This is a genomic window from Paenarthrobacter sp. NPDC058040 (genome assembly GCF_042885775.1).
Taxonomy (GTDB): Bacteria; Actinomycetota; Actinomycetes; order Actinomycetales; family Micrococcaceae; genus Arthrobacter.
In genome coordinates, this window is sequence record NZ_JBHVRN010000010.1 from 216441 (window position 1) to 239429 (window position 22989).

The 22989-nt window shown below is 64.9% G+C and carries 17 protein-coding genes; 10 read left to right on the top strand and 7 right to left on the bottom strand.

The window, feature by feature from the left end:
* Positions 1 to 22: 22 nt before the first annotated feature.
* From ACFVSJ_RS15945 to ACFVSJ_RS15955, 3 genes are all read right to left on the bottom strand, one after another.
* Positions 23 to 709 carry a FadR/GntR family transcriptional regulator gene (locus tag ACFVSJ_RS15945; protein WP_387437874.1) on the bottom strand — a complete coding sequence of 229 codons (687 nt, stop codon included), beginning with the start codon at positions 707 to 709 and terminating at the stop codon, positions 23 to 25.
* The gene (locus tag ACFVSJ_RS15950) at positions 706 to 1983 is read right to left on the bottom strand and encodes an MFS transporter (protein ID WP_387437875.1); all 1278 of its coding nucleotides are present in this window, start codon (positions 1981 to 1983) and stop codon (positions 706 to 708) included. Before ACFVSJ_RS15950 ends, ACFVSJ_RS15945 begins: the two co-directional genes overlap by 4 nt.
* A gap of 110 nt (positions 1984 to 2093) precedes the next feature.
* Entirely contained in the window at positions 2094 to 3536 is a 1443-nt protein-coding gene (locus ACFVSJ_RS15955) for a PucR family transcriptional regulator (protein WP_387437876.1), read from the bottom strand.
* Positions 3537 to 3682: 146 nt separating this feature from the next.
* Between ACFVSJ_RS15955 and ACFVSJ_RS15960 the strand changes: the two genes are divergently transcribed.
* On the top strand, positions 3683 to 5113 hold the full coding sequence (locus ACFVSJ_RS15960) for a gamma-aminobutyraldehyde dehydrogenase (RefSeq protein ID WP_387437877.1): 1431 nt from the start codon (positions 3683 to 3685) through the stop codon (positions 5111 to 5113).
* A gap of 30 nt (positions 5114 to 5143) precedes the next feature.
* Complete coding sequence (gabT, locus tag ACFVSJ_RS15965; protein WP_387437878.1) at positions 5144 to 6499, top strand: 4-aminobutyrate--2-oxoglutarate transaminase; 1356 nt, start codon at positions 5144 to 5146, stop codon at positions 6497 to 6499.
* Between the two features lie 83 nt (positions 6500 to 6582).
* Here gabT and ACFVSJ_RS15970 read toward each other — a convergent pair whose 3' ends face one another.
* The 3 genes from ACFVSJ_RS15970 to ACFVSJ_RS15980 all read right to left on the bottom strand — a co-directional run bounded on the left by ACFVSJ_RS15970 (position 6583) and on the right by ACFVSJ_RS15980 (position 11234).
* Positions 6583 to 8991, bottom strand: a complete 2409-nt coding sequence (locus ACFVSJ_RS15970; protein ID WP_387437879.1) for a polysaccharide lyase 8 family protein — start codon at positions 8989 to 8991, stop codon at positions 6583 to 6585.
* A 123-nt stretch (positions 8992 to 9114) separates the two neighbouring features.
* A complete protein-coding gene (locus ACFVSJ_RS15975) occupies positions 9115 to 10209 on the bottom strand; it encodes a LacI family DNA-binding transcriptional regulator (RefSeq protein WP_387437880.1) in 1095 nt (364 codons plus the stop codon).
* On the bottom strand, positions 10209 to 11234 hold the full coding sequence (locus ACFVSJ_RS15980) for a hydroxyacid dehydrogenase (RefSeq protein WP_387437881.1): 1026 nt from the start codon (positions 11232 to 11234) through the stop codon (positions 10209 to 10211). Before ACFVSJ_RS15980 ends, ACFVSJ_RS15975 begins: the two co-directional genes overlap by 1 nt.
* A 256-nt stretch (positions 11235 to 11490) precedes the next feature.
* On the opposite strand from ACFVSJ_RS15980, the gene ACFVSJ_RS15985 reads away from it, so the two are divergent.
* From ACFVSJ_RS15985 to ACFVSJ_RS16005, 5 genes are read left to right on the top strand one after another with little or no spacing between them, the layout of a single operon-like run.
* The gene (locus tag ACFVSJ_RS15985; protein WP_387437882.1) at positions 11491 to 12534 is read left to right on the top strand and encodes an ABC transporter permease; all 1044 of its coding nucleotides are present in this window, start codon (positions 11491 to 11493) and stop codon (positions 12532 to 12534) included.
* Positions 12518 to 13465 (top strand): carbohydrate ABC transporter permease, encoded by a 948-nt coding sequence (locus tag ACFVSJ_RS15990; RefSeq protein ID WP_387437883.1) that lies wholly within the window; start codon positions 12518 to 12520, stop codon positions 13463 to 13465. The genes ACFVSJ_RS15985 and ACFVSJ_RS15990 overlap by 17 nt, the downstream gene beginning before the upstream one ends.
* Positions 13466 to 13496: 31 nt before the next feature.
* Positions 13497 to 15146: an extracellular solute-binding protein gene (locus tag ACFVSJ_RS15995; protein WP_387437884.1), complete on the top strand. Its 1650-nt coding sequence runs from the start codon at positions 13497 to 13499 to the stop codon at positions 15144 to 15146.
* Positions 15147 to 15166: 20 nt separating this feature from the next.
* Entirely contained in the window at positions 15167 to 17116 is a 1950-nt protein-coding gene (locus ACFVSJ_RS16000) for a DUF2264 domain-containing protein (RefSeq protein WP_387437886.1), read from the top strand.
* Positions 17113 to 18474 (top strand): alpha-L-fucosidase, encoded by a 1362-nt coding sequence (locus tag ACFVSJ_RS16005; RefSeq protein ID WP_387437887.1) that lies wholly within the window; start codon positions 17113 to 17115, stop codon positions 18472 to 18474. Before ACFVSJ_RS16000 ends, ACFVSJ_RS16005 begins: the two co-directional genes overlap by 4 nt.
* A gap of 71 nt (positions 18475 to 18545) precedes the next feature.
* On the opposite strand, the gene rarD is transcribed toward ACFVSJ_RS16005, so the two are convergent.
* On the bottom strand, positions 18546 to 19619 hold the full coding sequence (gene rarD, locus ACFVSJ_RS16010) for an EamA family transporter RarD (protein WP_387437888.1): 1074 nt from the start codon (positions 19617 to 19619) through the stop codon (positions 18546 to 18548).
* Between the two features lie 130 nt (positions 19620 to 19749).
* Here rarD and ACFVSJ_RS16015 point away from each other — a divergent pair, with 130 nt between their 5' ends.
* From ACFVSJ_RS16015 to ACFVSJ_RS16025, 3 genes are all read left to right on the top strand, one after another.
* The gene (locus ACFVSJ_RS16015; RefSeq protein WP_387437889.1) at positions 19750 to 21186 is read left to right on the top strand and encodes an FAD-dependent oxidoreductase; all 1437 of its coding nucleotides are present in this window, start codon (positions 19750 to 19752) and stop codon (positions 21184 to 21186) included.
* A 96-nt stretch (positions 21187 to 21282) separates the two neighbouring features.
* A complete protein-coding gene (locus ACFVSJ_RS16020; protein ID WP_387437890.1) occupies positions 21283 to 22659 on the top strand; it encodes a GAF domain-containing protein in 1377 nt (458 codons plus the stop codon).
* A gap of 100 nt (positions 22660 to 22759) precedes the next feature.
* The coding region (locus ACFVSJ_RS16025) for an aldehyde dehydrogenase family protein (protein ID WP_387437892.1) at positions 22760 to 22989 on the top strand (230 nt) is incomplete at its 3' end.

Genomic DNA, 22989 nt, shown 5'->3' on the forward strand with positions numbered 1-22989 from the left:
AGCGGGCTTTCAACAGGGCCGGTCAGGACTTGACCGGAGTCTTGTCCGCGCAAAAATCCAGGTTCCGATAGACGCTGGAAACGGCGGCCTCGGGGTCGTGGGCTTCGAGCGCGTCCACCAACTCATCGTGTCCCTCGCGCGGGATGCCGTTGAAGCCGTCCTTGCGCTGCTGGCGGAGCAGGTCGTTGTGGAACACTCCGCCGAAGGAGACGTAGAGCTGGTGCAGGAGGGGATTGCCGGAAGCCAAGGCAACGCGTTCGTGGAATTCCCAATCGGCAGCAGCCCAGGTGGGGTAGTCTTCCGCGAGCCACGCGTCGTGCCGGAGGCCCAGCAGCCGGCGCATCTCCGTGATGTCCTCGGCGGTGGCGTGCTTGGTGGCCAGCCGTGCTGCCTGGGTATCGAGTCCGAGCCGCACCTCCACGATGTGCTCCTGGGTGTGCTCCTGGTACATGCGCTGGGCCGCGCCGGAAATCTCGCTGTTGGCGCGGACGTAGGTGCCATCGCCCCGGCGCACTTCCAACATCCCGGAGTGGGCCAGCGCCTTGATGGCTTCACGCAACGTGCCTCGCGAAACGCCAAGGGTCGCCATGAGCTCGGGCTCGGCCGGGATGCGTTCCTGCAGCGGCCACTCGCCGCTCTTGATCATGTCCCGCAGCTTGGCGGTGATCTCATCGGCGAGCACCGGGCGATGCGAAGGGGTCAGGGTCATGCCGTCCTCGGTTGGGTCTTCGATGCTGTGCGCTTGCTGGTCAGCAGGTGGCAAGTGACCATGAGCGCCACGGCCACAATGGACAACAGGCTCAACGGCAACACCCAGCCACCAGTAGCACTGTGGAGCAGCCCCATGCCAAAGGGGCCGATGGCCGCAATCAAGTATCCCAGCGATTGGGCGATGGTGGAGAGCGCGGTGGTTTCCGCCGTGGATCCTCCGCTGCGGCTGATGATCACCAGGACCAGCGGGAAGATGCCCAGGCCGAAGCCGAACAGGATGGCCGGGACGACTGCCAGGGACGTGGGCAGCCACAGCATGGTGCCGATGGCCACGAGGGTAGAGCTGCTCGCTAGGTACAGGGCGGGTCGCAGCATGCCGGGACGTGAGCCGAAAGCCAGCAGGATCATGCCGGCGGCAACGGAGACCAACTGCATCACGCCGAACTGCAGGCCGCTCTCGGAAGCGCTGAGGCCCTGCGACGTCAGGATGTAGGCGAACCAGCTCATCACGGCATAGGCCAGGAAGGCCTGGAAAGTGAAGATCGCCGTGATGAGGAGGCCCAAGCGGGTGCGGAGCAACGGCCACATGGAAACCCGGGGGCGCTCCATCTTGGTGGAGTTGCGGTGGCTGTGCAGCACCACCGGCAGGAAGCCGAGGAGCGCCGCAACACCCAGGAGGCCCCAAGCTGCGAGGCCCATGGACGGCGAACCCAGCTGTTGTGCGAGCGGGACGCTGACGGCCGCGGAGAATGTGGCGCCGCCGGACATGGTGAAGGTGTAGAGGCCGGTCATCATGGACGTGCGCTCGGAATAGTGCTCCCGGATGAGGGAGGGCATGGCCACGTTGCACACGGCCAACCCGGACATGGCCAGGACTGTTCCGCCGAGGAGCGCGCCCGTGGCCGGAACACCGCGCACCAGCAGGCCGGCAGCCAGGAGTGCCAGGGCGATGAAGATTGCCTTCTCGACGCCCACGCGGCGGGTCAGCCACGAGGTACCCAGTCCGGCTACGGCGAAGCACAGCAGCGGGATGGACGGGAGGATCGAGGCCACCAGGGCGCCATAGCCGAGGAACTGCTGGAGTTCGTGGAACAAGGCGGCCGCGCTGGTGATGCCGGCCCGGAGATTAAGGCCGATGAGGATCACGGCAATGACGCCAACGACGACGACCACGCGGGACTTGGGTGCGCGGGCGCTGGTTACTGCAGCAGCGCTGCCGGGGGAGATCGTAGGGATGTTTCCTGTCGTTGTCGTAAGTGAAGTCGTCGCCATATTTAAAGGTTAGACGTTTGACGTCTAATGTCTAGACTTCTGTGGCGAATCTCTCCCGTAGCTCCTGAACGCAGCGCGGCGGCACCCAAGCGGACGCCGCCGTCGTACTCCTACCGCGGGTTGCGCGACCCCAGGCGCTGGACAGCCAACGCCAGCCACAACTGCACGCGGTCCTGGGTTTGGGAGGGGTCGTAGCCGGTGAGCTCGGTGATCTGGGCCAGCCGATAACGCACCGTGTTCCGGTGGAGGGTCAGCGCCTCGGCCACCGCGGCGACGGAGCCGTTGTGATTCAGGTAGCTCTCCAACGTGGCCACGAGCTCGGCACCATGGGCGGCGTCGAATTTCCGCAGGGGAGTGAGCGACTCGCTCGCCATGTCCGCCAAGGGAACGTCCTCGCTGGCCAGCAAAAGCGATGTCAGGCTCAGCCGCTCGGGTTCGTTGACCGGCAAGCCGTGCGCCACGGCGTCGCGCGCCTCGAAGTAGCTCCAGCGCAAGCCGTTCGGCTTGGTGTAGGCGCCGCCGATGCCGATCACGGCGTGGATGCCCGCTTCCTGCAGGTGGTCGCTCAGGCTCTTGGCGAGGGCGGTTGCCGAGCTGCCGTCGTCGGCCACCACCGCCACCAGGTCCTTCCCGACGACGGCGCTCACGCCACCTTCCAGCATCTGGGGCAGGGAGATGCTGACCAGTTGCTTGTGGTGTGCCGCGGATTCGGCAACCAGCACCACGTTCTTCCGGGTGCTGTTGATGCCCACGCCTGCCAAACGCCGGGCGGCCTCGATGGTTTCCAGGGTGCCATGGATGACGTCGTCCAGCACCTGTCCGGCCATGGCGCGCTGGGCCTGGCGCTGCTTGACCATGTTGTTGAGCTCCACGCTGATCAGGTTCTGCGCGTAGCTCACAATCCCGGAGTCGATGAACGGTTGCCGCAACCACAAGGTGCAGGCGTCGCGGCGGCCGGTGGGAATCGGATAGGAGGCCCAACCCTCGGCCGTCGGGGCAGGCTTGCCGGGCACGCTGTTGTACAGTTGGGCGCTGAACTGGGTGAGTACCACGTCCGTCCGGAGCATGCTCCCCAGCTGTTTGAGGAGTTCGGCCAAGCCACCACCAGTGAGCAGGGCGCGGGCCAGGATCTGGTGGCCGGCCAGGAGCCGTTCCAGATTGGAATAGTGGTCCGCGGAATGGGATTCGGCCACGAGCTTTCCGATGGCGATGAAGGGGATCTCGTAGGGCACTTCAACCAAGGGCAGCCCCCAGCGGTTGGCCTCGGCGATCAGGGGTTCCGGTACGGCCTCGTGCGTCAGGCCGATGCCGAAGCCGATGCCCACGGCTCCCGCCCGCTGTACCTGCCGGACAAAGCGTCGCTGGTCGGCGGCGCTCTTGAGGCGCAAACCGGTGGTGAGGACCAGTTCGCCGCCGCTCAGGAAGCGCTGCGGATCCTCGAGTTCCGTGACGGCAACCCAGCTGATGTCCTGGTTCCATGTTGTTTCCGCCGCCCCCGTTTTCCGGAGTTTCAGGGAGGGGACAGCAACGAGTGAAGCAAGGGACATGGCCATGCTTCCAAGCCTAACCTGCCACTGGGCAAGCGCACTAAGAGCCGGCATCGGGTGTGTGCAGCTGACTATTCCTTGGGACACCCCGCTGGCATAGGCTCTGATCAGCTAACCAGCCATGCCAACACACCGAAAGAGGGTTGCACACCGTGGTTCAAACCTTGCAGAACTTCATCAACGGCGAATTTGTTACGCCGTCAGGTACGGGTCTCCTGGATGTCGTGAATCCCACCAACGGGGAGGTCGTCGCCAAGTCGCCCATTTCGGTGCAGGCAGACGTTGACGCTGCCATGTCTGCCGCTAACGAGGCTTTCAAGACCTGGAAGCACGTCACCCCGGGCCAACGCCAGCTCCTCCTGCTCAAGCTCGCCGACGCGATCGAGGCCAACAGCGACGAACTCGTTGAAGCACAGCACCGGAACACAGGCCAAGTCCGGTCCCTCATCGCTTCCGAGGAAGTCGCTGCCGGTGCAGACCAGCTCCGCTTCTTTGCCGGTGCCGCCCGCCTCCTCGAAGGCAAGTCCGCTGGCGAGTACTTCGAGGGCCACACCTCCTACGTGCGCCGCGAGCCGATCGGTGTCGTAGCCCAGGTTGCGCCGTGGAACTACCCGTTCCTCATGGCCATCTGGAAGATCGGCCCCGCCCTGGCCGCCGGCAACACGGTTGTCCTCAAGCCCTCAGACACCACGCCTGAATCCACACTGGTTCTCGCCCGCCTTGCCGGCGAAATCTTCCCGGCCGGTGTCCTCAACGTCGTCCTGGGCACGGGTGAGACCGGTTCCCTCATGGTGGAGCACAAGGTCCCCGGCCTGGTGTCCATCACCGGTTCCGTCCGCGCAGGCATCGCCGTCGCTAGTGGTGCCGCGAAGGGCCTTAAGCGTGCCCACCTGGAACTCGGCGGCAAGGCTCCCGCGATCGTGTTCAAGGACGCCGACATCAAGAAGAGCGCCGCGGCCATCGCCGAGTTCGCCTTCTTCAACGCCGGCCAGGACTGCACCGCGATCACCCGCGTGCTCATCGAGGACTCGGTCCACGATGACGTTGTGGCAGCGATGGTGGAGCACACCAAGACCCTGCAGACCGGTTCGCAGAACGACGAAGACAACTACTTCGGCCCGCTGAACAACGTCAACCACTTCAACGCCGTGACTTCCGTGGTGGAGAACCTGCCGGAGAACTGCAAGATTGTCACCGGTGGGCACCGTGCAGGCGAGAAGGGCTTCTTCTTCGAGCCGACCATCATCACCGGCGCCAAGCAGAGCGACGACATCGTGCAGAAGGAAACCTTCGGCCCCGTTATCACGGTCCAGAAGTTCACCACCGAAGCCGAAGCGCTCGAGTTGGCGAACGACGTCGAATACGCCCTCGCGTCCAGCGTCTGGACCACCGACCACGGCACGGCCATGCGCATGAGTCGCGACCTGGACTTCGGTGCCGTGTGGATCAACACCCACATCCTGCTGACCGCTGAAATGCCGCATGGTGGCTTCAAGCAGTCCGGCTACGGCAAGGACCTCTCCATGTACGGCGTCGAGGACTACACGCGCATCAAGCACGTGATGTCCGCACTCGACGCGTAGTTTTTCCTGTTCTTAGAAAGGCACCCCCTCATGACCACCACCGCGAACGAACTCTCGTACCGCATCGAGCAGAAGCGCAACATCAACGGCGCTTTCCCCGGCCCGAAGTCGCAGGCACTGGCCGAGCGCCGCTTCGCCGTCGTTGCTGCCGGTGTCGCCTCCGGCGTTCCCGTCTACGTCGAAGACGCCGACGGCGGCATCATCCGCGACGTCGACGGCAACTCCTTCATCGACCTCGGTTCCGGCATCGCCGTGACCAGCGTCGGCGCGTCCGCCCCCGCCGTCGTTGCCGCCGTCCAGGAAGCTGCCGCGCACTTCACGCACACCTGCTTCATGGTGACCCCGTACGAGGGCTACGTCGCAGTTGCCGAGCAGCTGAACCGCCTCACCCCGGGCGACCACGCCAAGCGCACCGTGCTGTTCAACTCCGGCGCCGAAGCCGTGGAAAACGCTGTCAAGGTTGCCCGCCTCGCCACCGGCCGCGACGCCGTCGTAGCTTTCGACCACGCCTACCACGGCCGCACCAACCTGACCATGGCACTGACCGCCAAGGCCATGCCGTACAAGACCAACTTCGGCCCGTTCGCGCCTGAGGTCTACCGCATGCCCATGAGCTACCCGTTCCGTGAAGAGAACCCGGAAATCACCGGTGCCGAGGCAGCCAAGCGCGCCATCACCATGATCGAGAAGCAGATCGGCGGCGACCAGGTTGCCGCGATCATCATCGAACCCATCCAGGGCGAGGGCGGCTTCATCGTTCCGGCCGAAGGCTTCCTGCCGGCACTGTCCGCATGGGCCAAGGAAAAGGGCATCGTCTTCATCGCCGACGAGGTCCAGTCCGGCTTCTGCCGCACGGGCGAATGGTTCGCCGTTGACCACGAAGGTGTTGTCCCGGACATCATCACCATGGCCAAGGGCATCGCCGGCGGCCTGCCGCTGTCTGCGATCACCGGCCGCGCCGACCTGCTCGACGCCGTTCACCCCGGCGGCCTCGGCGGCACCTACGGTGGCAACCCGGTTGCCTGTGCAGCAGCACTGGCAGCGATCGACGCCATGGAACAGCACGACCTCAACGGCCGCGCACGCCACATTGAAGAACTCGCCCTGGGCAAGCTCCGCGAACTGGCTGACGAGGTCTCCGTAGTTGGCGACATCCGCGGCCGTGGCGCCATGCTGGCCATCGAACTGGTCCAGGCCGGTTCCAAGGAGCCGAACGCCGAGCTCACCAAGGCTGTTGCCGCCGCCTGCCTCCAGGAAGGCGTCATCATCCTCACCTGTGGCACCTACGGCAACGTGATCCGCCTGCTCCCGCCGCTGGTGATCAGCGACGAACTGCTCATCGACGGCCTTGAGGTCCTCGCCGCAGCCATCAAGGCCCACGCGTAAGCCTCACCGCTTCAAACACCCAAGGAGGGCCGGGATTTCCCGGCCCTCCTTTGGCGTTGTGCGGGTACGACGGCGGAGCCCGCCTAGGTGCGCAGCGTCAGGTTCTTCTGGTGGCCATGTCCGTCGAGCTGGACCTCGATCGTGTTGTTGCCGCTGAGTCGCGCACCCTCGTCCGCCTGTTCCACCGAGTTCCACGTCCCGGGAAGGGTGATCCGGACACTGCTCTGCGTCCTGGACGGATCCGCGATGGAAACGGTCAGCTTTCCGTCAACACGGTGCGCCGCTAGCGTGCAGGGGCCGGATGCCGTGTATCCCTCCGCACTGCCTGCTGTGTAGAAGTTGGCCAGCACCAGGCCTTCCTTGTCCACGCCAATCATCTGGACATCAGCCGAGTTCGCCAGGACCTTCACGTCGGGGTTTGCGGACTGGGCGAAGGTGGAGTCGTGCGTGGCTGCCGGCAATGCCATGTAGGCATAACCGAATCCGGCCGGGTCCTTCCCATGGCGGTGCGTGATGCTGACGTAGTCGCGGGTGACCGGATCTGCACTTCCGCCCGTGTCAGCGCCTGAGTTGACGTCGTACCAGCTCCCGGAGCGCCGGACCACGGCCACGTCCACAGCGCCGGACACTCCCGGGGCGTCAAGCAGGACGTAGCCTCCGTGGTCCTCGATGTGAACCGAGCGTTTGACCGTCACGGCGGCGTCGCCGGGGGCCATGGAGCGGTTGCGGGAATCGGTGCGCACCGCCGGTACGGAGCCCGCCGCGAAGGCCCTGTTCTCGATGGTGGTCTGCACAGCGGCCCCACCCGTGCCCGTAATGGCCGAGCCCAAGCACACCAGGGCATCGTCCAGGAAGAACCAGGACTTCCTGCCGGAGAGGGTCTTGTTGTGGTTGAGGTGGTCCATGCCGATGACTCCCCACCGGCCGTCAACCGTGAGGCCTCCGGCAAAGGCCTGGTAGGCGCGGGGGATCCCTGTACCGGCACCGCCCGCGCCGCTGACACGGAGCTGGTCGTTGACCGTGGTGCCCGGAAGCCCATACGGATCGACGGTGGGCCAAAAGTCCGCACTGAACTGGGAGGGATCCTTCCGGGTGTAGACGAAGGTCATGCCATCGCCCTGGTACCAGCCGAGGTTGTTTTCGCTGTTACCCCATTCATAGCGGCCAATGCGCTTGGACGAGAGGTTCACGGTGCAGCCCCATTGGGGCCGGTGGTGCACCAGCCTGTCCTGGTCGGCGAACATCCGGGTGTAGACAGGGGCCGGAGCGGCGGACACCGAAATGTCGGACAGTACAGCCAGGGACAGCAACGACTTTGCCAGGCTTTGCGTCGGATGGCCCACGAGTTTCTGGTCCGCGCAGCGCTCCAGCCAGCCCTTGGCCAACGACAGGAAACGCGAGCGGTAGGGCTCCTCGCAGCCGGGCGCCAGCAGGAGCACTGCGGAAATCAGTCCGAAGCCGCTCACATAGTCGGGTTCACGTTGCCGGGATACGGCACGTCCGCGCACGGTGTCCATGATCCGGCCGTCCCAGACGAACGGCGCATAGGTGTCCTCCACGGCGTCGAGGAGCACTGACTGCTTTGGATCATTCACCGCCCAGGTGCTGCCGCCGAGCATGGCAATGATCTCGGCGATGCCGGCCAACGCCACCACGCCGTACGTACCGGCATAGGGGAGATACGTATGCTGCACAAAGGAGCCGTCGGTGTAGAAGCCGTCGCCGCTGGTCACGTACGTGAAGACGCTGTTGGTTCCCCCGCGGACCGTGTCGCTGAGGGCGTCCCGGCCCAGCGCAATCTCATCGGTCCTGCCGTCCAGGATGCCCCGCATGCAGCAAGCCAAGGACTTGTCCACGCGGTTGGCTCCGGTCTCCGCCAGGGATGTAGCACGCCCGCGCCAATTGGGGTTGGGCGCGAACCAGCGGACGGCAGCCAACAGCGAGGTGCGCAGGGCATCGGGAACTTCGGCGTGCAGGAGGGTCAGGATATCCACGCTCTTGCGCGGCACACCGATTTCCCAGAACCACCAGTTCCCGGCCGCCCGGATCGTGGAGTTGTAGGCCGTGTCGCTGAGCAATTGCAGTCCGGCCACGATGTCCGCCGCGAGGTCGGCGTTGCCCGCATAGGGGTTTCCCGGAACCGCGTATCCCAAGGCCATGTCGTAGAGCCGGTTGAAGTGCAGGCCAAGGTTGCCAGTAGCGGTGGCCGATTGGCCGATTCCGGTCAGGGGAATGTCATTCCACAAGGAAGTCCGGACCGGTGCCGTGTCCATGGAGCTCCACCATTTTTCAGCGGTTTGCCCCATGCCGTCCAGTTGCGCCGCCAGCTCGGGGACTCCCTCTGCGCTGCGGCTGCCCGTGAGGACCAGCCGCCGCCGGTCGATGAGTTCCTGCAACCCGGCAGGATCGGCGAACGACGGGCCGGCCTGGGAAAGCAAGGCTCCGGCGAGCGCTGCTGCGCCAGCGGTGCGGAAGAGGGTCCTTCGGCTCATGGTGGATCCTGTGAAGTTCAAAAGTGCTCCGTTCCTGGGCGTGATGGGGTGGAGGTTGCGCCGGAAGTTTCCGCAACCCTATGTCCGGTTCCGGGACCCCTCAACAGGAATGAACAAAAGTGCTCAGGACATTCCGGCAGGCGAGACCGAATCGCGGATGACGATGTGCGTTCCGACGGTGAGGGTGTTGTCGGAGGAGGCTCCGGCGTCGTGCGGCGACTGGGCCAGAGCCAGGCGGACGGCTTCGCGCCCCAGTTCCTCCAGCGGAACCCGAACGGTGGTGAGGCGCGGCCGCAGCTCGCTGGCCACGGGAACGTCGTCGTAGCCCACCACCGAGACGTCCTGCGGAACCCGGAGGCCGCGTTCCTCGAGCGCTTCGAGGATGCCGGCCGCCACGAGGTCGTTGGCACCAAAGACCGCAGTGAAACCGAGGTCCTGGTCCAGGAGCTCCCGCATCCGGCTGTAGCCGAAGCCGCGGCCAAAGGCGCCCTCGTGCACCAATGCCGGATCGCGCTCGATTCCGCGCGCATCCAAGGCACGGTAGAAGCCCGCCAGCCGGGACGCCGTCGTCGAAAAATCGCGGGGTCCGCCGACGTAGAGGATCCGTCGGTGTCCCTGCGAGATGAGGTAATCCGTGATGGCGAAGGCGCCTCCTTCGTTGTCGTAGGTGACCATCTTGGTGGGTACTCCGGAGCCCAGGGAGGGGCGCCCGCACAACACCAGGCATGAGCCGGCGGCGGCCAGTGCGCGTGCGCGGTCTGCCATCTGCCTGCGGTAGCGGGGGTCGTCGGAGGCGCCGCCCACGACGATCACGGCATCGGTCCGCTGTTCCCGCATGAGGTCTACCAGCGCGAGTTCGCGCTCTTTGTCCCCGTGGGTGGCTGTGATGAGGCACAGGCGGCCCTCGGCGCTCGCCTGGCGTTCCACGCCGCGGGCGATGTAGGCGAAGAAGGGGTCCGCGACATCGTTGATGATGATGCCCACCGTTCGCGTCGTGGCGCCAGCCAGGGCCCGGGCATGGGCATTGGCCACGTAACCAAGTTCCGTGACGGAGCGGAAGATGCGCTCGCGCGTGGCCTTCGCCACGGGATAGTTGCCGCTAAGGGCCCGGGAAACAGTGGCCACGGAGACCCCTGCGGCCTGAGCGACGTCGGCGATGGTTGCGCCGGTGCCGCCGCGTGCGGGGACCTGGTCTGTCGAGGAGCTCTTTGCAGTCACTAGGCGATTCTCGCAAGATCTGCGGCCAATACCGGATAGGCCAGGGGCAAGCCCTCGCTTAGCCGGCGGACTTCCGTAACCGCGTGGCTGCCCAAACGGTGGATTTCGTTGCCCATTGCACCGGCGATGTGGGGCGTCACCACCACGTTGGGCAGCGTGTGCAGGACGGAATCGGCGGGCAGGGGTTCTGGAACTGTGACGTCAAGATAAGCGTCGAGCCGGCCGCGGACCAGTTCGGCCGTGAGCGCGGGAGCGTCGATCAACGCTCCCCGTGCCGTGTTGATGACCAGCGTGCCGTCCTTCATGAGGCCCAGTTGCCTGCGTCCGATGAGGCCGCGAGTTTCGGCGATGTCCGGGGCGTGGACGCTCACTACATCTGACAGCGCGCACAACTGGTCCAGTCCGACCACCTCGACTCCCAGCGCGGAAGCTTCGACGGCGTCAAGGTAGGGATCGTAGACCAGCACCCTCGCGTCGAGGTTCTTGAGGAGGTTGATCACCAGGCGTCCGACGCGCGAGGCGCCCACGAGGCCGATGGTCACGCCATTGGTGCCGATGGCGGGGAAGCCGGCAGTGTTGCGGGACGCCCCGGTAAGGCGGAGCTGCTCGCTGAACCGCCGCGCCCGCTTGAGGCCCATGACGATCGCGGCGAAGGTGAATTCCGCAACCGGAACGGCATTGGCGGAGGCCGACGACGACACCTGGATTCCGCGCTCGTACACTTCCGGCGAGAGGAAGGTCTTGACCGTCCCGGCCGCGTGGACGATGCAGCGAAGCTCCGGCAGCTTGTCCAGCACTGCGGCATCGATGACGGGTGCGCCCCATCCGGTGATGAGGAGTTCAACGTCGCGAAGCAGCCCGGAGGTTCCGGCGCGGGAAAAGTCGGAGATGGGCTCGGGGTCCAGCAGGTGCACGAGCCCGTTCAAGCGGGCGAGGTCCTCCGTGCTGAACAGGGTTGCCAGGTTCTTGCGGCCCATCACGAACGCAGCTTTCAAGGCGCCTGCTTGCTGGAGATTGGTGGTCACAGCTGGTTTCCATCCGCTTCGTCAGTAGAAAAGTATAGAAAGCGTTTGCTATCAAGAATCACACTAGGGGCGCGCTCAAAGACCTGTCAATCCCGCTTGAGCACTGAATAAAAGGATTTGTCTATGTTGTTGACATCACATCATGCGTGTGAGTAGCTTGTTCCCTATAGTAAACGCTTACTATTTCAAGCCACAGGGCGCAGCAGCGCCGGGCCACTCCACATCCGCCCCCAGAAGGCGCAGACAGAGGAAATACATGAGCAGCAGCAGCCAAACACTCATGCCCCAGGCGACGCCCGACGCCGGTGGGCCGGCCCCGGCGGCGGAAGGTCGCCGTCGTGGTGGCCAACCGGGGCAACGTGCCGCGGGCCAGGGCCGCAAGAAGGGCCTCATGGCAAGGATCCGGCGCGACAAAGTGATGTTGTTGCTGATCGCGCCGGGGTTCCTTTACTTCGTGGTGTTCCACTACGTTCCGCTCGCCGGGAACGTGATCGCGTTCCTCGACTACAAGCCTTACCTCGGCTTCGTGGACAGCGTGTGGGTGGGGCTCGACAATTTCGCGGCCATGTTCCAGGACGGGGCCTTTTGGGAAGCCCTACGCAATACCTTGGTGATCACGGGCCTCCAGCTCGCCCTGTTCTTCCCGGTCCCCATCTGCCTGGCGCTCCTGCTGAACAGCATCGTCTCTGACAGGATCCGGAAATTCGTCCAAAGCGTGGTCTACCTGCCGCACTTCATCGGCTGGGTGATCATCGTGGCCGTGTTCTCCGAAGTCCTGGGCGCCACCGGCGCCGTGCCGCACCTGTTGGAAAACCTTGGCCTGCCGCGCTTCGACGCCATGACCACCCCCGAATTCTTCCCCTTCCTGGTGACCATCCAATCCATCTGGAAGGACGCCGGCTGGGGCACCATCATCTTCCTGGCCGCCCTCATGAACGTGGACCAGGAACTGTACGAGGCCGCCGCCGTGGACGGGGCCAACGCCAGGCATCGACTGTGGCACATCACCCTGCCCGGCATCATGCCGGTGATCATCCTGCTTCTCATCCTCAACCTGGGCAGCATCCTCTCCGTCGGCTTCGAACAGATCGTCCTGCAACGCGACAACGTAGGCCCGGGCGCCGGCGAGGTACTGGACACCTATGTGTATTTCCACGGCATCCAGGACGGCCAGTGGGGTCCGGCCGCAGCGGTTGGACTCGTGAAGGGTGTGGTGGGCCTGGCACTGGTGCTCGGAGCCAACAAGCTCGCGCATTTCTTTGGACAGGAAGGTGTCTATTCCAATGGCAAGTCAAAGTAGCACCCTGATGGCGGGGCCGGCCCGAGGGCGCAAAAGCCCGGCCCGAGGGCGCAAGAGCCAGCGCCCGGTATGGATGGAGAAACCGAACACGGCGGTCCAGTTGTCCAAGGCCATCGCGCTGGTGGTCATCTGCTTCCTGGCCCTGTATCCCTTGTTGGCGGTCCTGGCCACGAGCCTCTCCAGCCAGTCCGAGATCGCCAACAACAACGGCCTTGTCCTGTTCCCCAAAGAGCCCACGTTCGCCGCCTACCAAACCATCTTTGCCGGTGGAGTGGTCACGGACGCGCTGGTTCGTTCGCTCCTCATCACCACCGTGGGAACGGCGTTGTCCTTGGTGGTCACCGTTGCCATGGCCTACGGACTGACCCGGCGCGACCTCGTGGGCGGCCGCTTCTTCCTCATGACCGCCCTCTTCACCATGCTCTTCAGTCCCGGCATCATCCCCAGCTTCCTCATGGTCAAGGAACTCGGCCTGCTGGACAGCTACGCCGCCTTGGTGCTGCCCACCCTGATGAGCGCCTTCAACCTTGTGGTGGTCCGTTCCTTCTTCATGAACCTCCCGCAGGAACTTTTCGAGGCCGCCAGGATCGATGGTGCGGGGGACTTCCGCATCCTGGTCCAGATGGTGCTGCCACTCTCGCGGGGCGTGCTGGCCGTCGTCGGACTGTTCTACGCGGTGGGGTACTGGAACGCATTCTTCAACGCGATGCTCTACCTGAACGACGACAAGTGGCCGTTGTCCATGATCCTGCGCCAGTACGTGCTGCTCGGCCAGCCGATGGGCGACTCGGCAGTAGCCGAGGTGGCGGTGCCGTCGCAAGCGATCCAGATGGCCGTCGTCGTGATTTCACTGATCCCGATTGTGATCGTGTTCCCGTTCCTCCAGCGGTACTTCACCAAGGGCGTCCTCACCGGCGCCATCAAAGGCTAGTCAAACTCTCCATTCTTGAAAGGGAAGCCCCATGAACGCAGTACCCTCTGCCGGCCCCAGCCGCCGGAACTTCCTCTCGGTCGCAGGCATCGGCGCCTTGGCCCTCTTCAGCGGAGGCGCCCTTGCCGGCTGCGGCCAGCGCACCACCGGCGTGGCATCCAACGCGAGCGAAGCCCTGCTGCCCACTCACGTCCCCCTCAAGGCGGCCGCCGCAGACATCGCCGGCACGGCCGAGGGTGTTCCGGCGGCGTTCTACAAGTACCCGGCACCATTCCGGAGCGTGGAGAAAGCGCCGCTCAGCGGCGGCAAAATCACGGCCATCACCAACCTCTTCGGCACCGCGCCGAATGCCCGGGAAGACAACCCCGCATGGCAGGCGATAGAGAAGCGCCTCGGCGGGCAGGTGTACATCACGTCCGTGTCCTCGGACGATTACGCCACCAAGTTCAACACGATCATCGCCGGTGGTGAGCTGCCGGACCTCATGCTGAACGACGGCGCTGCCGTGCCGAACATCGTGGAATTCCTGCAAGCGAAATGCGCCGACCTCACCCCGCTGCTGGGCGGAGACAAGGTCAAGGACTATCCGAACCTCGCCGCCATCCCGGAAGTGTTCTGGAAGCAGACTGTCCAGGCCGGCAAGCTGTACTCGCTGCCCATCCCGCGGAACTTGACCGGTGGTTCCGGCTTCGTGAACCAGACGTTGCTGGAAGCCGTGGGTGTGAAGTCAACCGAGGACATCAAGGACAAGGACGACTTCTACCGGGTGGCCAAGGAGTTGACCAACCCGTCCAGGAACCAATGGGCCTTGGGCAGCACCAAGTTCGGGCTCACCATGCTCCACCACATGTTCCGCACGCCCAACGTCTGGAAGAACGACGGCGGCAAACTCACCAGGGCGTTCGAGACGGACGAATACATGGCCGCGATCGAGTTCGCAGCCAAGCTCTACAAGGACGGCCTGTACGTGCCGGGTTCCGAGGGCTGGACCAAGTCGCAGATGGTGAACTCCTTCATTTCCGGCAAGGTGGCCATGATCTACGACGGATTGCCCGCCTACATAGGACCCACCGGTTACGGCCGCAGCATCCCCGCTGCGAACAAGGCCAACAAAGCCGTGCCGTTCATCCCGGTAGGCCACGATGGCGGCAAGGCCCAGACCTGGCTGGACAACATCACGTTCGCCACCGTCATGCTCAAGAAAGCCGACGACGCCAAGCTCAGGGAAGTCCTCTCCGTGGCCAACTTCCTGGCGGCGCCCTTCGGCAGCGAGGAGTACCTCCTGCTCAACTACGGCGCCGAGGGAGCGGACTACACCCTGGACGGCAACGGCAACCCCGTGGTCACCGAGCGCGCGCTCCTGGACAATGCCGTGCCCTGGAAGTACCTCGCTGCGCCCCAACAGGTGGTGTACGACCCCAGCAACAAGGACATCGTGGACGTCATGCACAATGCCTACTCCAAGCTCATTCCCATGGGGGTCGAGGACCCGTGTGGCACGCTCTTCAGCCCCACGAACGCCAGCAAGGGTGCCAAGTTGGGCCAGCCCGTCACCGACGCTGCCACCGCCGTGATTGCCGGGCGCGGCACCATGGAGGCCCTCAAGGGTGCCGTGGCTGACTGGAAGAAGAACGGCGGCGACACCATCCGCGGCGAATACGAATCAGCCCTGGCCAAGTAGAACCCAAGGAAACCAACACCGTGACACAGCCCTTGCCAGTAAGCCAGCCGTGGCTCCCCGATCCCGACCCTGCCCTGTCCCCGTTTACGGGGTGGACCCGCGGCCACTGGGAAGCCACAGCGGATCGTTGGCTCGAACACATCCGCCAGTACTCCAGCCCGCTCAAGGCCAGTCCGCGCCTGCCGGGCCACGTCACCCGTGACGGCGAGCGCCGGGAAGGGATGGAGACCATTGGCCGTAGCCTGCTCATGGCGGCTCCCCGGATCGCGGGTGCCCGTGGTGAGGACCACCTGGGCCTGGCTGCCTGGTACCGGGAGGCGCTGCTGGCGGGTACCGATCCTGGCGGTCCGGAGGCGTGGCCTCTGGGTGTGACGTGCAAGTCCCCTCTATTGGGCGTGACCAACTCGATCGTGGAGGCCGCCAACATCGCCTTCTCGCTCCACATTGCGCGGGAATGGCTATGGGAGCCGCTGTCCGCAGCGGAGAAGAAGCAGGTGGTGGACTGGTTGCGGCATCATGCCCGTCTTGAGGTGTGGGGCAACAACTGGCAGCTCTTCCCGGCCATGGCGGAGGGTTTCCTTCGTTCGGTGGGCGAGGACGTTTCGGGCTGCAAGGGTGAACGGAACGTGGCCCGGGTGGAGTCCTGGTACCTGGGGGATGGCTGGTACACGGACGGCCCGGAGCACTCCATCGACTATTACAACGCCTGGGCCATCCACCCGTATTTGTGGGCTTGGTATGCGATGACGGGCCGTGAGGGCACCCCGGAGGGCCGCCGTCACCGTGAGCGTTTGCGGGACTTTGTGGGTACGCAGAGCCTGATGTTCGCCAGTGACGGTGCGGTCCTGCATGTAGGCCGATCCTTGGCCTATCGCACTGCGGTCCTGGCTGCGTTGTGGTGTGCGGAGATCTCGGGGGTGAACCCGCTGACGCCCGGTGCCACTCGCCGTTTGGCATCCGGGGTGTTGGCGAACTTCACCGCCAAGGGCGTGGGGGTGGACGGGCCGCCGGGCCTGGGCTGGTACGCCGACCATCCGGGATCCAGCCAGGCCTACAGCGGCTTCGGTTCGCCGTACCTGGCGGGCATAGGCTTCCTCGGCTTGGCTCTGCCCGCGGAGCACCGGGTGTGGCAGGACGCGGAGGAGTCCCAGCCGAGCGATGGTCCCGCGGTGGTGCGGTCCTTGCCTGATCTTGATTGGACGGTGAACAGTGAGTCCGGCTTGGTACGGCTCACCAACCACGGGAGCGACCATTGCGGTCTGCCCGTGGGCGGCGGCACAGATCCGGACGACCCCCACTACGCCAAGTTTTCCTATTCCACGCACACGGCGCCAGGAACCGGGGCCGCGTGGGAAGACAATATCGACGGCCACCTCGCCCTGTTGGGGTCCGACGGCGTGGCGAGCCGGCGTTGTGCCTTGCGCGCCACCCGCACGGAGGGACTCGTCAGCGGTTCCGTCCACATCCCGCAGCTGTATGGGAAGGCGTTGCCCGGCACTGCCGTCACTACTGTTTCGGTAGTCGAAGGCATCCACGAACTCCGATGCCACTTGGTGCGGGGTCCTATGGAATACGCCGTTCGTGAAGGCGGGCACGCCGTGGCAGATGCCGCACCGGTGGCTACGGGAAAAGCGGGATCTTCGGCCTGGGTTGGCAAAGGAGATGTTTTCGCTGCCGTCACCGGATTGCACGGATGGCAGGACGCCGGAACCACCAGGTACACGGGGGCCAATGCCATGGGTGAACACTCGGCCGTTCCGCACCTCACGGCGCAGCGCACCGCCGGGGAGTCGGTCCACGTTGCCCTCCACACGCTCAGCCCGGGTCCTGCTCCGGAGCCCGAATCGCTCAAGGCGGCTGCCGTCGTCGTGGTTTCCGGAACGGAAGTTTCCGTGTCCTGGCCGAGCGGCACGTCGCACACTTTTGACCTGCGGACGTTCGTGCCGTGGGACGGGCAGGTGGGGAAATGATCGAGCTCAAATACGGAGCCTCCCGGACTGAGCCGCGGCAGGACGAGGCGATGCGCCGGTTCCGGGGCCATCGACTGGGCCAGTTCGTCCACTGGGGGCTCTACTCGTTGCCCGCTGGCAGGTGGGAAGGGAAGGACGTGGAGTTCGCGGCCGAGTTCCTGCCGCGCGTCGCCAAGATCCCGCAGGAGCGCTGGGGAGCCCTCGCGAACGACTTCACCTTGGCCGATTTCGACGCCGGCCGGTGGGCGGACACTGCGCTCGCCCTCGGCGCGAAGTACATGACGGTCACCACCAAGCACCACGACGGTTTCTGCCTCTGGCCCAGCGCCTACACGGATTTCCACATGGGCAACACGCCCTCCGGCCGTGATGTGCTGGCCGAACTCATCGAGGCGTACCAGTCGCGGGGGATCGACGTCTGCTTCTACTACTCGGTGCTCGACTGGCACCACCCGGACTGGCGCTTCACGCTGGAGAACGACGGCGACCAGGCGGCTTTCGCCCGCTACCTGGACTTCGCAATGAAACAGTTGGAGGAACTGGCGGAACGGTACCCGGGCGTCAAAGGGTTCTGGTTCGACGGGACGTGGGACGAATCCGTCAAGGCCAATGGGTGGTGGACCTGGGAAGTCGAGCGGATGCTCAAGGATCGTCTGCCGGGAGTGGTGGTCAACAGCAGGCTTCGGGCTGACGATCTTGGCGCCAGACACGTTGATTCCAACGGACTGCTCATGGGCGACTACGAAAGCGGCTACGAGCGCAGGCTGCCGGAACCGTGGGATATCAGCGTTGCCGCCCGTGATTGGGAGGCCTGTATGACCATCCCGCAAGCCAGCTGGGGCTACCACCAGGGGGAATGGGCGCAATCGACGCTGAAACACCCGTTCGACATCGTGGACATGGTCGCCCACTGCACGTCGCTCGGCGGCAATCTGTTGTTGAATTTTGGGCCGCGCGGGGATGGTTCCATGGCCCCCGCGGAAGTGGAGATCGCCCGCGGGGTGGGGGAGTGGCTCGCCGTCAACGGGGAGGCGGTGTATGGGTGTGGCCACGCCGAAGGGTGGGATTATCCCGGCTGGGGGTACTTCACCCGGGACCAGTCCACGGGAAAGGTCTTCGCCGTCGTTACCCGAATCCCGGCGTCGGGGCGCATCCGTCTGCAGTTGCCGGCCGGGCTCACGCTGGTGGCTCTCCGGCTCCTGGGGTGCGGGGTTCACGCGTTCAAGCAGCTTGCGGATTCCCTGGTGGAGGTGGAAGTCGCAGCCTCGACCGCCGGGCCGCAGGTATTTGCCTTGGAAACGTCGGCGCTCGCCGGACCGGCCGCGCCCAGGGAACCGAACCCTGACGTGCTGGATTAATGCAACGCCGGGGTCACTTACGGCCCATAATTCCCCTTGGGATGGGCCGTAAGTGACCCCGCGTTGCAGTATTACTGGGCCGCGGCCAGGCGGGCCTTCTTCTTCAGCACGGAGTTCTTCCGGGCGGTCCTCAGCATGTCGATGGTCAACAGAACCAGGGCCAGCCACACCACGCAGAAACCGATCCACCGTGCGGTGGTCATGGCCTCGTGGAAGACGGTGAGCGCCACGATGAACTGCAGCACCGGCGCAAAGTACTGGAGCAGGCCGATGGTGGTCATGGGCAGGCGTCGTGCGGAAGCACCGAAGAAGAGCAAGGGCACGGCGGTGATGATGCCGGAGGCCAGGATGAGCCAGAAGTGGCCGGGGCCCTGGGTGGTAAGCGTTGCAACACCCGTGGCGCCCAGAACCACCATGGTGATGGCCGCGAAAGGCGCCAGCACCACGGTTTCAATGGACAAACTGGTGAGGGCATCCACCTTGGGCCCAACCTTCTTCTTGACGAAGCCGTAGAGGCCAAAGCTGAAGGCAAGAAGCAGTGCGATCCAGGGGAGTTGGCCGTAGGAGAAGGTCAGCACACCCACGGCGACGAAGCCGATTCCCACGGCAGCCCACTGGAGCGGCCGCAGCTTTTCCCTCAGGACAAAGACGCCCAGGAGTACGGAGACCAGCGGGTTGATGAAGTAGCCGAGGGAGGTCTCAACGGCATGCCCGGTGGTGACGCCGAAGGTGTAGGTCAGCCAGTTGACGGCGATCAGGCCGGCAGCGAGAGCCAGGGGTCCCATAATGGAACGGTCCTTAACGGCCGAAAAAAGAACGCCCCAGGACCGGGTGATGGTGATGAGGAGGGCGCAGAAAATCAAGGACCACACAATGCGGTTGGCCACGATCTCGAGCGCACCCGCTGGCTGCAGCACAAAGAAATACAGGGGAAGCAGTCCCCACAACCCATAGGCGCCGATGCCAAAGAGCACACCGGTAGTAGTATCGCTCCTGACCGGCTTCGCGCCAGATCCGCCGGTGCCGCCACCGCCGCCCCCGGCTGCCGCCGTCGTGGGTTGGCCTGAAGTGGATGAGGTTGCGATGATCTGCTCCGGTGTCGACACAATGGCGCCAACACCGTCTGCGCGCGCAATATTCCGCAATATTGCTTGCAATGTGAGGAATTTGTGTGAGTAGGGCCATATGCGCGGCCGGGCGCGGGGTCGAGATCTAGAATTGGAAATCTGCGCGCCCCAACCACGGGCGTGGCTCACTGCTTCGGAAGGGCTAACGGTGTCTGACTCAGCCGCAACAACCCCCAGTCGTCCGCTCCGCGTTGCGATCGTCGGCGCAGGTCCAGCCGGTGTGTATGCCGCGGATATCCTGACCAAATCCAATGAGGTCAAAGACGGGCATGTGGATGTCAGCATTGATCTCTTCGAGGCCTACCCCGCGCCCTATGGCTTGATCCGCTACGGGGTGGCGCCCGACCATCCGCGCATCAAGGGAATCGTCAACGCCCTGCACAAAGTCCTGGACCGCGGTGACATCCGCTTCCTCGGCAACGTGACCTATGGCCGTGACCTGACCCTCCATGACTTCCGGGCGTTCTACGATGCCGTGATTTTCTCCACCGGAGCCATCAAGGACGCGGATCTGAACATTCCCGGCATTGAGTTGGAGGGCTCGTTCGGCGGGGCGGACTTTGTTTCCTGGTACGACGGCCACCCCGACGTTCCCCGCGACTGGCCGTTGGAGGCCAAGGAGATTGCGGTGATCGGCAACGGCAACGTGGCCCTCGACGTCGCGAGGATGCTCGCCAAGCACCCCGAAGAACTGCTGGTCACCGAGATCCCGGACAACGTCTATGCCGGGTTGAAGAAGTCCCCGGTCACGGACGTACATGTCTTTGGCCGCCGTGGTCCGGCCCAGGTGAAGTTCACGCCGTTGGAATTGCGCGAACTCTCGCACTGCAAGGACGTGGACATCGTCCTCTACCCGGAGGACTTCGAGTTCGATGACGCTTCCGACGAGGCCATCCGTACCAACAACCAGATCAAGACGATGGTCAACACCCTGACCAACTGGCTCGTGGAGGAGCACGCCGAGTCAGAGCAGCCGTCCTCACGACGCCTCCACCTCCACTTCCTGCACAGCCCGGTGGAGATCCTCGACTCCCAGGAGGCTCCGGGCAAGGTTTCGGCCATCAAGTTCGAACGCATGGAACTCGACGGCACCGGCAACGCAAAGGGCACGGGTGAGTTCGTTGAATACCCCGTCCAGGCCGTGTACCGGGCCATCGGATACCACGGTTCGCCGCTTGAGGAGTTGCCGTACGACGCCCGCCGCGGCGTCATCCCGAACGACGGCGGCCGCGTCCTGGGTGCCGACGGCGAACCCGTCCCGGGAATCTACGCCACGGGCTGGATCAAGCGCGGTCCCGTGGGGTTGATCGGGCACACCAAGGGTGACGCCCTGGAGACCATCGGCTGCCTGCTTGAGGACCGGCTCAACCTGCCCCCGGCGGAGAACCCGGACCCGCAGGCCATCATCAACCTCCTGGAAGAGCGCGGCATCGAGTACACCACGTGGGAGGGCTGGAACCGCCTGGACGCCCACGAGCTTGCCTTGGGCTCTGAGTGGTCCGCTGACGCAAACGGCGACGGCGTGGTCCGTGAGCGTATCAAGGTGGTTCCACGCGAGGACATGATCCGCATCTCCCGCGGCTAGGTCCGGCACCGCTGTACCCAAACCCCGCCGGCCGAACTAGACTGGCCGGTACCGCCCGCCTTTGATGCCGTCCCGTGACCGCCGCCAGGGAGTTCGATGAAGAACCCTATCCACCCGCCGCTTCCCGGTACCGATGCCACGAAGCTGCTGCAGCGCCATGCCCTGGCCGGCCACGAGTACCTGGATTCCCTGCAGTCCGTGGAGCCAACGGACCTGAAAGGCCTCCGTAGCCTGGTGCGCGAGTCCTGGCAACGTTCTGCACAGTTGCTGGCCAATCCCGACGTGGCTGAAGCGCCGCTGGCCATGGACCGCGATGAGCTGGAGGACTACCGCCAGCAGCACCCTCTTGCCACGATCATGCCCGTGATCCGCAAGCTCCTCATCCAGCCCAGCCACGACAGCGGTCTCCTGGTGGCAGTGGGGGACGACGTCGGACGGCTCCTCTGGGTGGACGGCGACCCGGTGATGCAGCGCCGGGCGGAAAGCATGATGTTCGTGGCGGGTTCCGACTGGTCCGAGGCGTCCGTGGGGACCAGCGCTCCGGGCACGGCCCTGGCCCTTGACCGCAGCATCCAGATTTCCGGAGCCGAGCACTTCAAACGCTCCGTCCACCCATGGAGCTGCACGGCCGTTCCTTTCCACGACCCCGATTCCGGCGCGCTCCTTGGCGTCGTGGACATCACGGGCACGGAGACTGCCGTTGCTCCGCACACGGTCTCGCTCGTGGAGGCCACGGTTGCCGCGGCCCAGGCACAGTTGCGCATTGAGCGGTTGCAACTCGCTGCCGCGGCCCTGGAGAAACCACGACGCCGGAGCTCGCCTTCCGCGGCCGCCCGCGGCGCTGGTGCGGCGGGCGGAGTAAACAAGAACTCCTTGTACCGGAACAGTTTGCAGTTGCTGGGACGCGACCAAGCCCTGTTGAGCATTGACGGCAGGACGGTGACGCTATCGGCGCGGCACAGTGAAATCCTGGCTATCCTTGGCAGCCATCCGGCCGGACTGAGCGCCGATGATTTGTGCGCCCAGCTTTACCCGGGTGATGGATCCGCGGTGACCTTGCGCGCGGAGATGGTGCGGCTCCGGAAAGTCATCCAGGAACTCAGCCCCGAAGCCGTCCCGGAATCCCGGCCCTACCGCTTGCCCGTCGAACTGCTGCCCGACTCCGGCCAGGTGCTCACATGCCTGCAGCGCGGTGCCCACCGGATCGCCCTGGAAATCTACAAAGGCGGAGTCCTGCCGCGCTCGGATGCACCCGGCGTCGTGCAGTTGCGCGAACGGGTGTCCCACCTGCTGCGCGAGGCGTTGCTGAGCGACGGCAGCGTCGATTCGCTCCTCAAGTATGCCGAGCTGCCCGAGGCGAGGTTCGACGTCGAACTCCGCCTGGCCATCCTGAAGCTCTTGCCGCCGCGTTCGCCCAAACGGGCCGCGATCGTGGCTGACCTTGAGCGCCTCGAGGACGAACTCACCGCTTGAGTGACCTGACTCACATGGTTGCAACGTAGCTGCAACCTTCGCGCTCCTAGGCTCGGATCAACGGCGACAGCCACCGTGATTCGCAGCAAAGGAGCTAGCAATGACTGTTTATGCACAGCCAGGTGCCGAGGGTTCGAAGGTCACCTTCAAGGACCGTTACGAGAACTGGATCGGCGGGGAGTGGGTTGCCCCGGTCAAGGGCGGCTACTTCGAGAACATCACGCCGGTGACCGGCAAGGCCTTCTGCGAAGTGGCCCGCGGTACGGCCGAGGACATCGAGCTGGCACTGGACTCGGCACACAAGGCTGCGCCGTCCTGGGGCAAGACCTC

What these genes read in the sequence shown, in the direction of transcription:
- ACFVSJ_RS15945 (WP_387437874.1), bottom strand. Translation starts at nt 709, where the DNA reads ATGACCCTGACCCCTTCGCATCGCCCGGTGCTCGCCGATGAGATCACC.
- ACFVSJ_RS15950 (WP_387437875.1), bottom strand. Translation starts at nt 1,983, where the DNA reads ATGGCGACGACTTCACTTACGACAACGACAGGAAACATCCCTACGATC.
- ACFVSJ_RS15955 (WP_387437876.1), bottom strand. Translation starts at nt 3,536, where the DNA reads ATGGCCATGTCCCTTGCTTCACTCGTTGCTGTCCCCTCCCTGAAACTC.
- gabT (WP_387437878.1), top strand. Translation starts at nt 5,144, where the DNA reads ATGACCACCACCGCGAACGAACTCTCGTACCGCATCGAGCAGAAGCGC.
- ACFVSJ_RS15970 (WP_387437879.1), bottom strand. Translation starts at nt 8,991, where the DNA reads ATGAGCCGAAGGACCCTCTTCCGCACCGCTGGCGCAGCAGCGCTCGCC.
- ACFVSJ_RS15985 (WP_387437882.1), top strand. Translation starts at nt 11,491, where the DNA reads ATGAGCAGCAGCAGCCAAACACTCATGCCCCAGGCGACGCCCGACGCC.
- ACFVSJ_RS15990 (WP_387437883.1), top strand. Translation starts at nt 12,518, where the DNA reads ATGGCAAGTCAAAGTAGCACCCTGATGGCGGGGCCGGCCCGAGGGCGC.
- ACFVSJ_RS15995 (WP_387437884.1), top strand. Translation starts at nt 13,497, where the DNA reads ATGAACGCAGTACCCTCTGCCGGCCCCAGCCGCCGGAACTTCCTCTCG.
- ACFVSJ_RS16005 (WP_387437887.1), top strand. Translation starts at nt 17,113, where the DNA reads ATGATCGAGCTCAAATACGGAGCCTCCCGGACTGAGCCGCGGCAGGAC.
- ACFVSJ_RS16020 (WP_387437890.1), top strand. Translation starts at nt 21,283, where the DNA reads ATGAAGAACCCTATCCACCCGCCGCTTCCCGGTACCGATGCCACGAAG.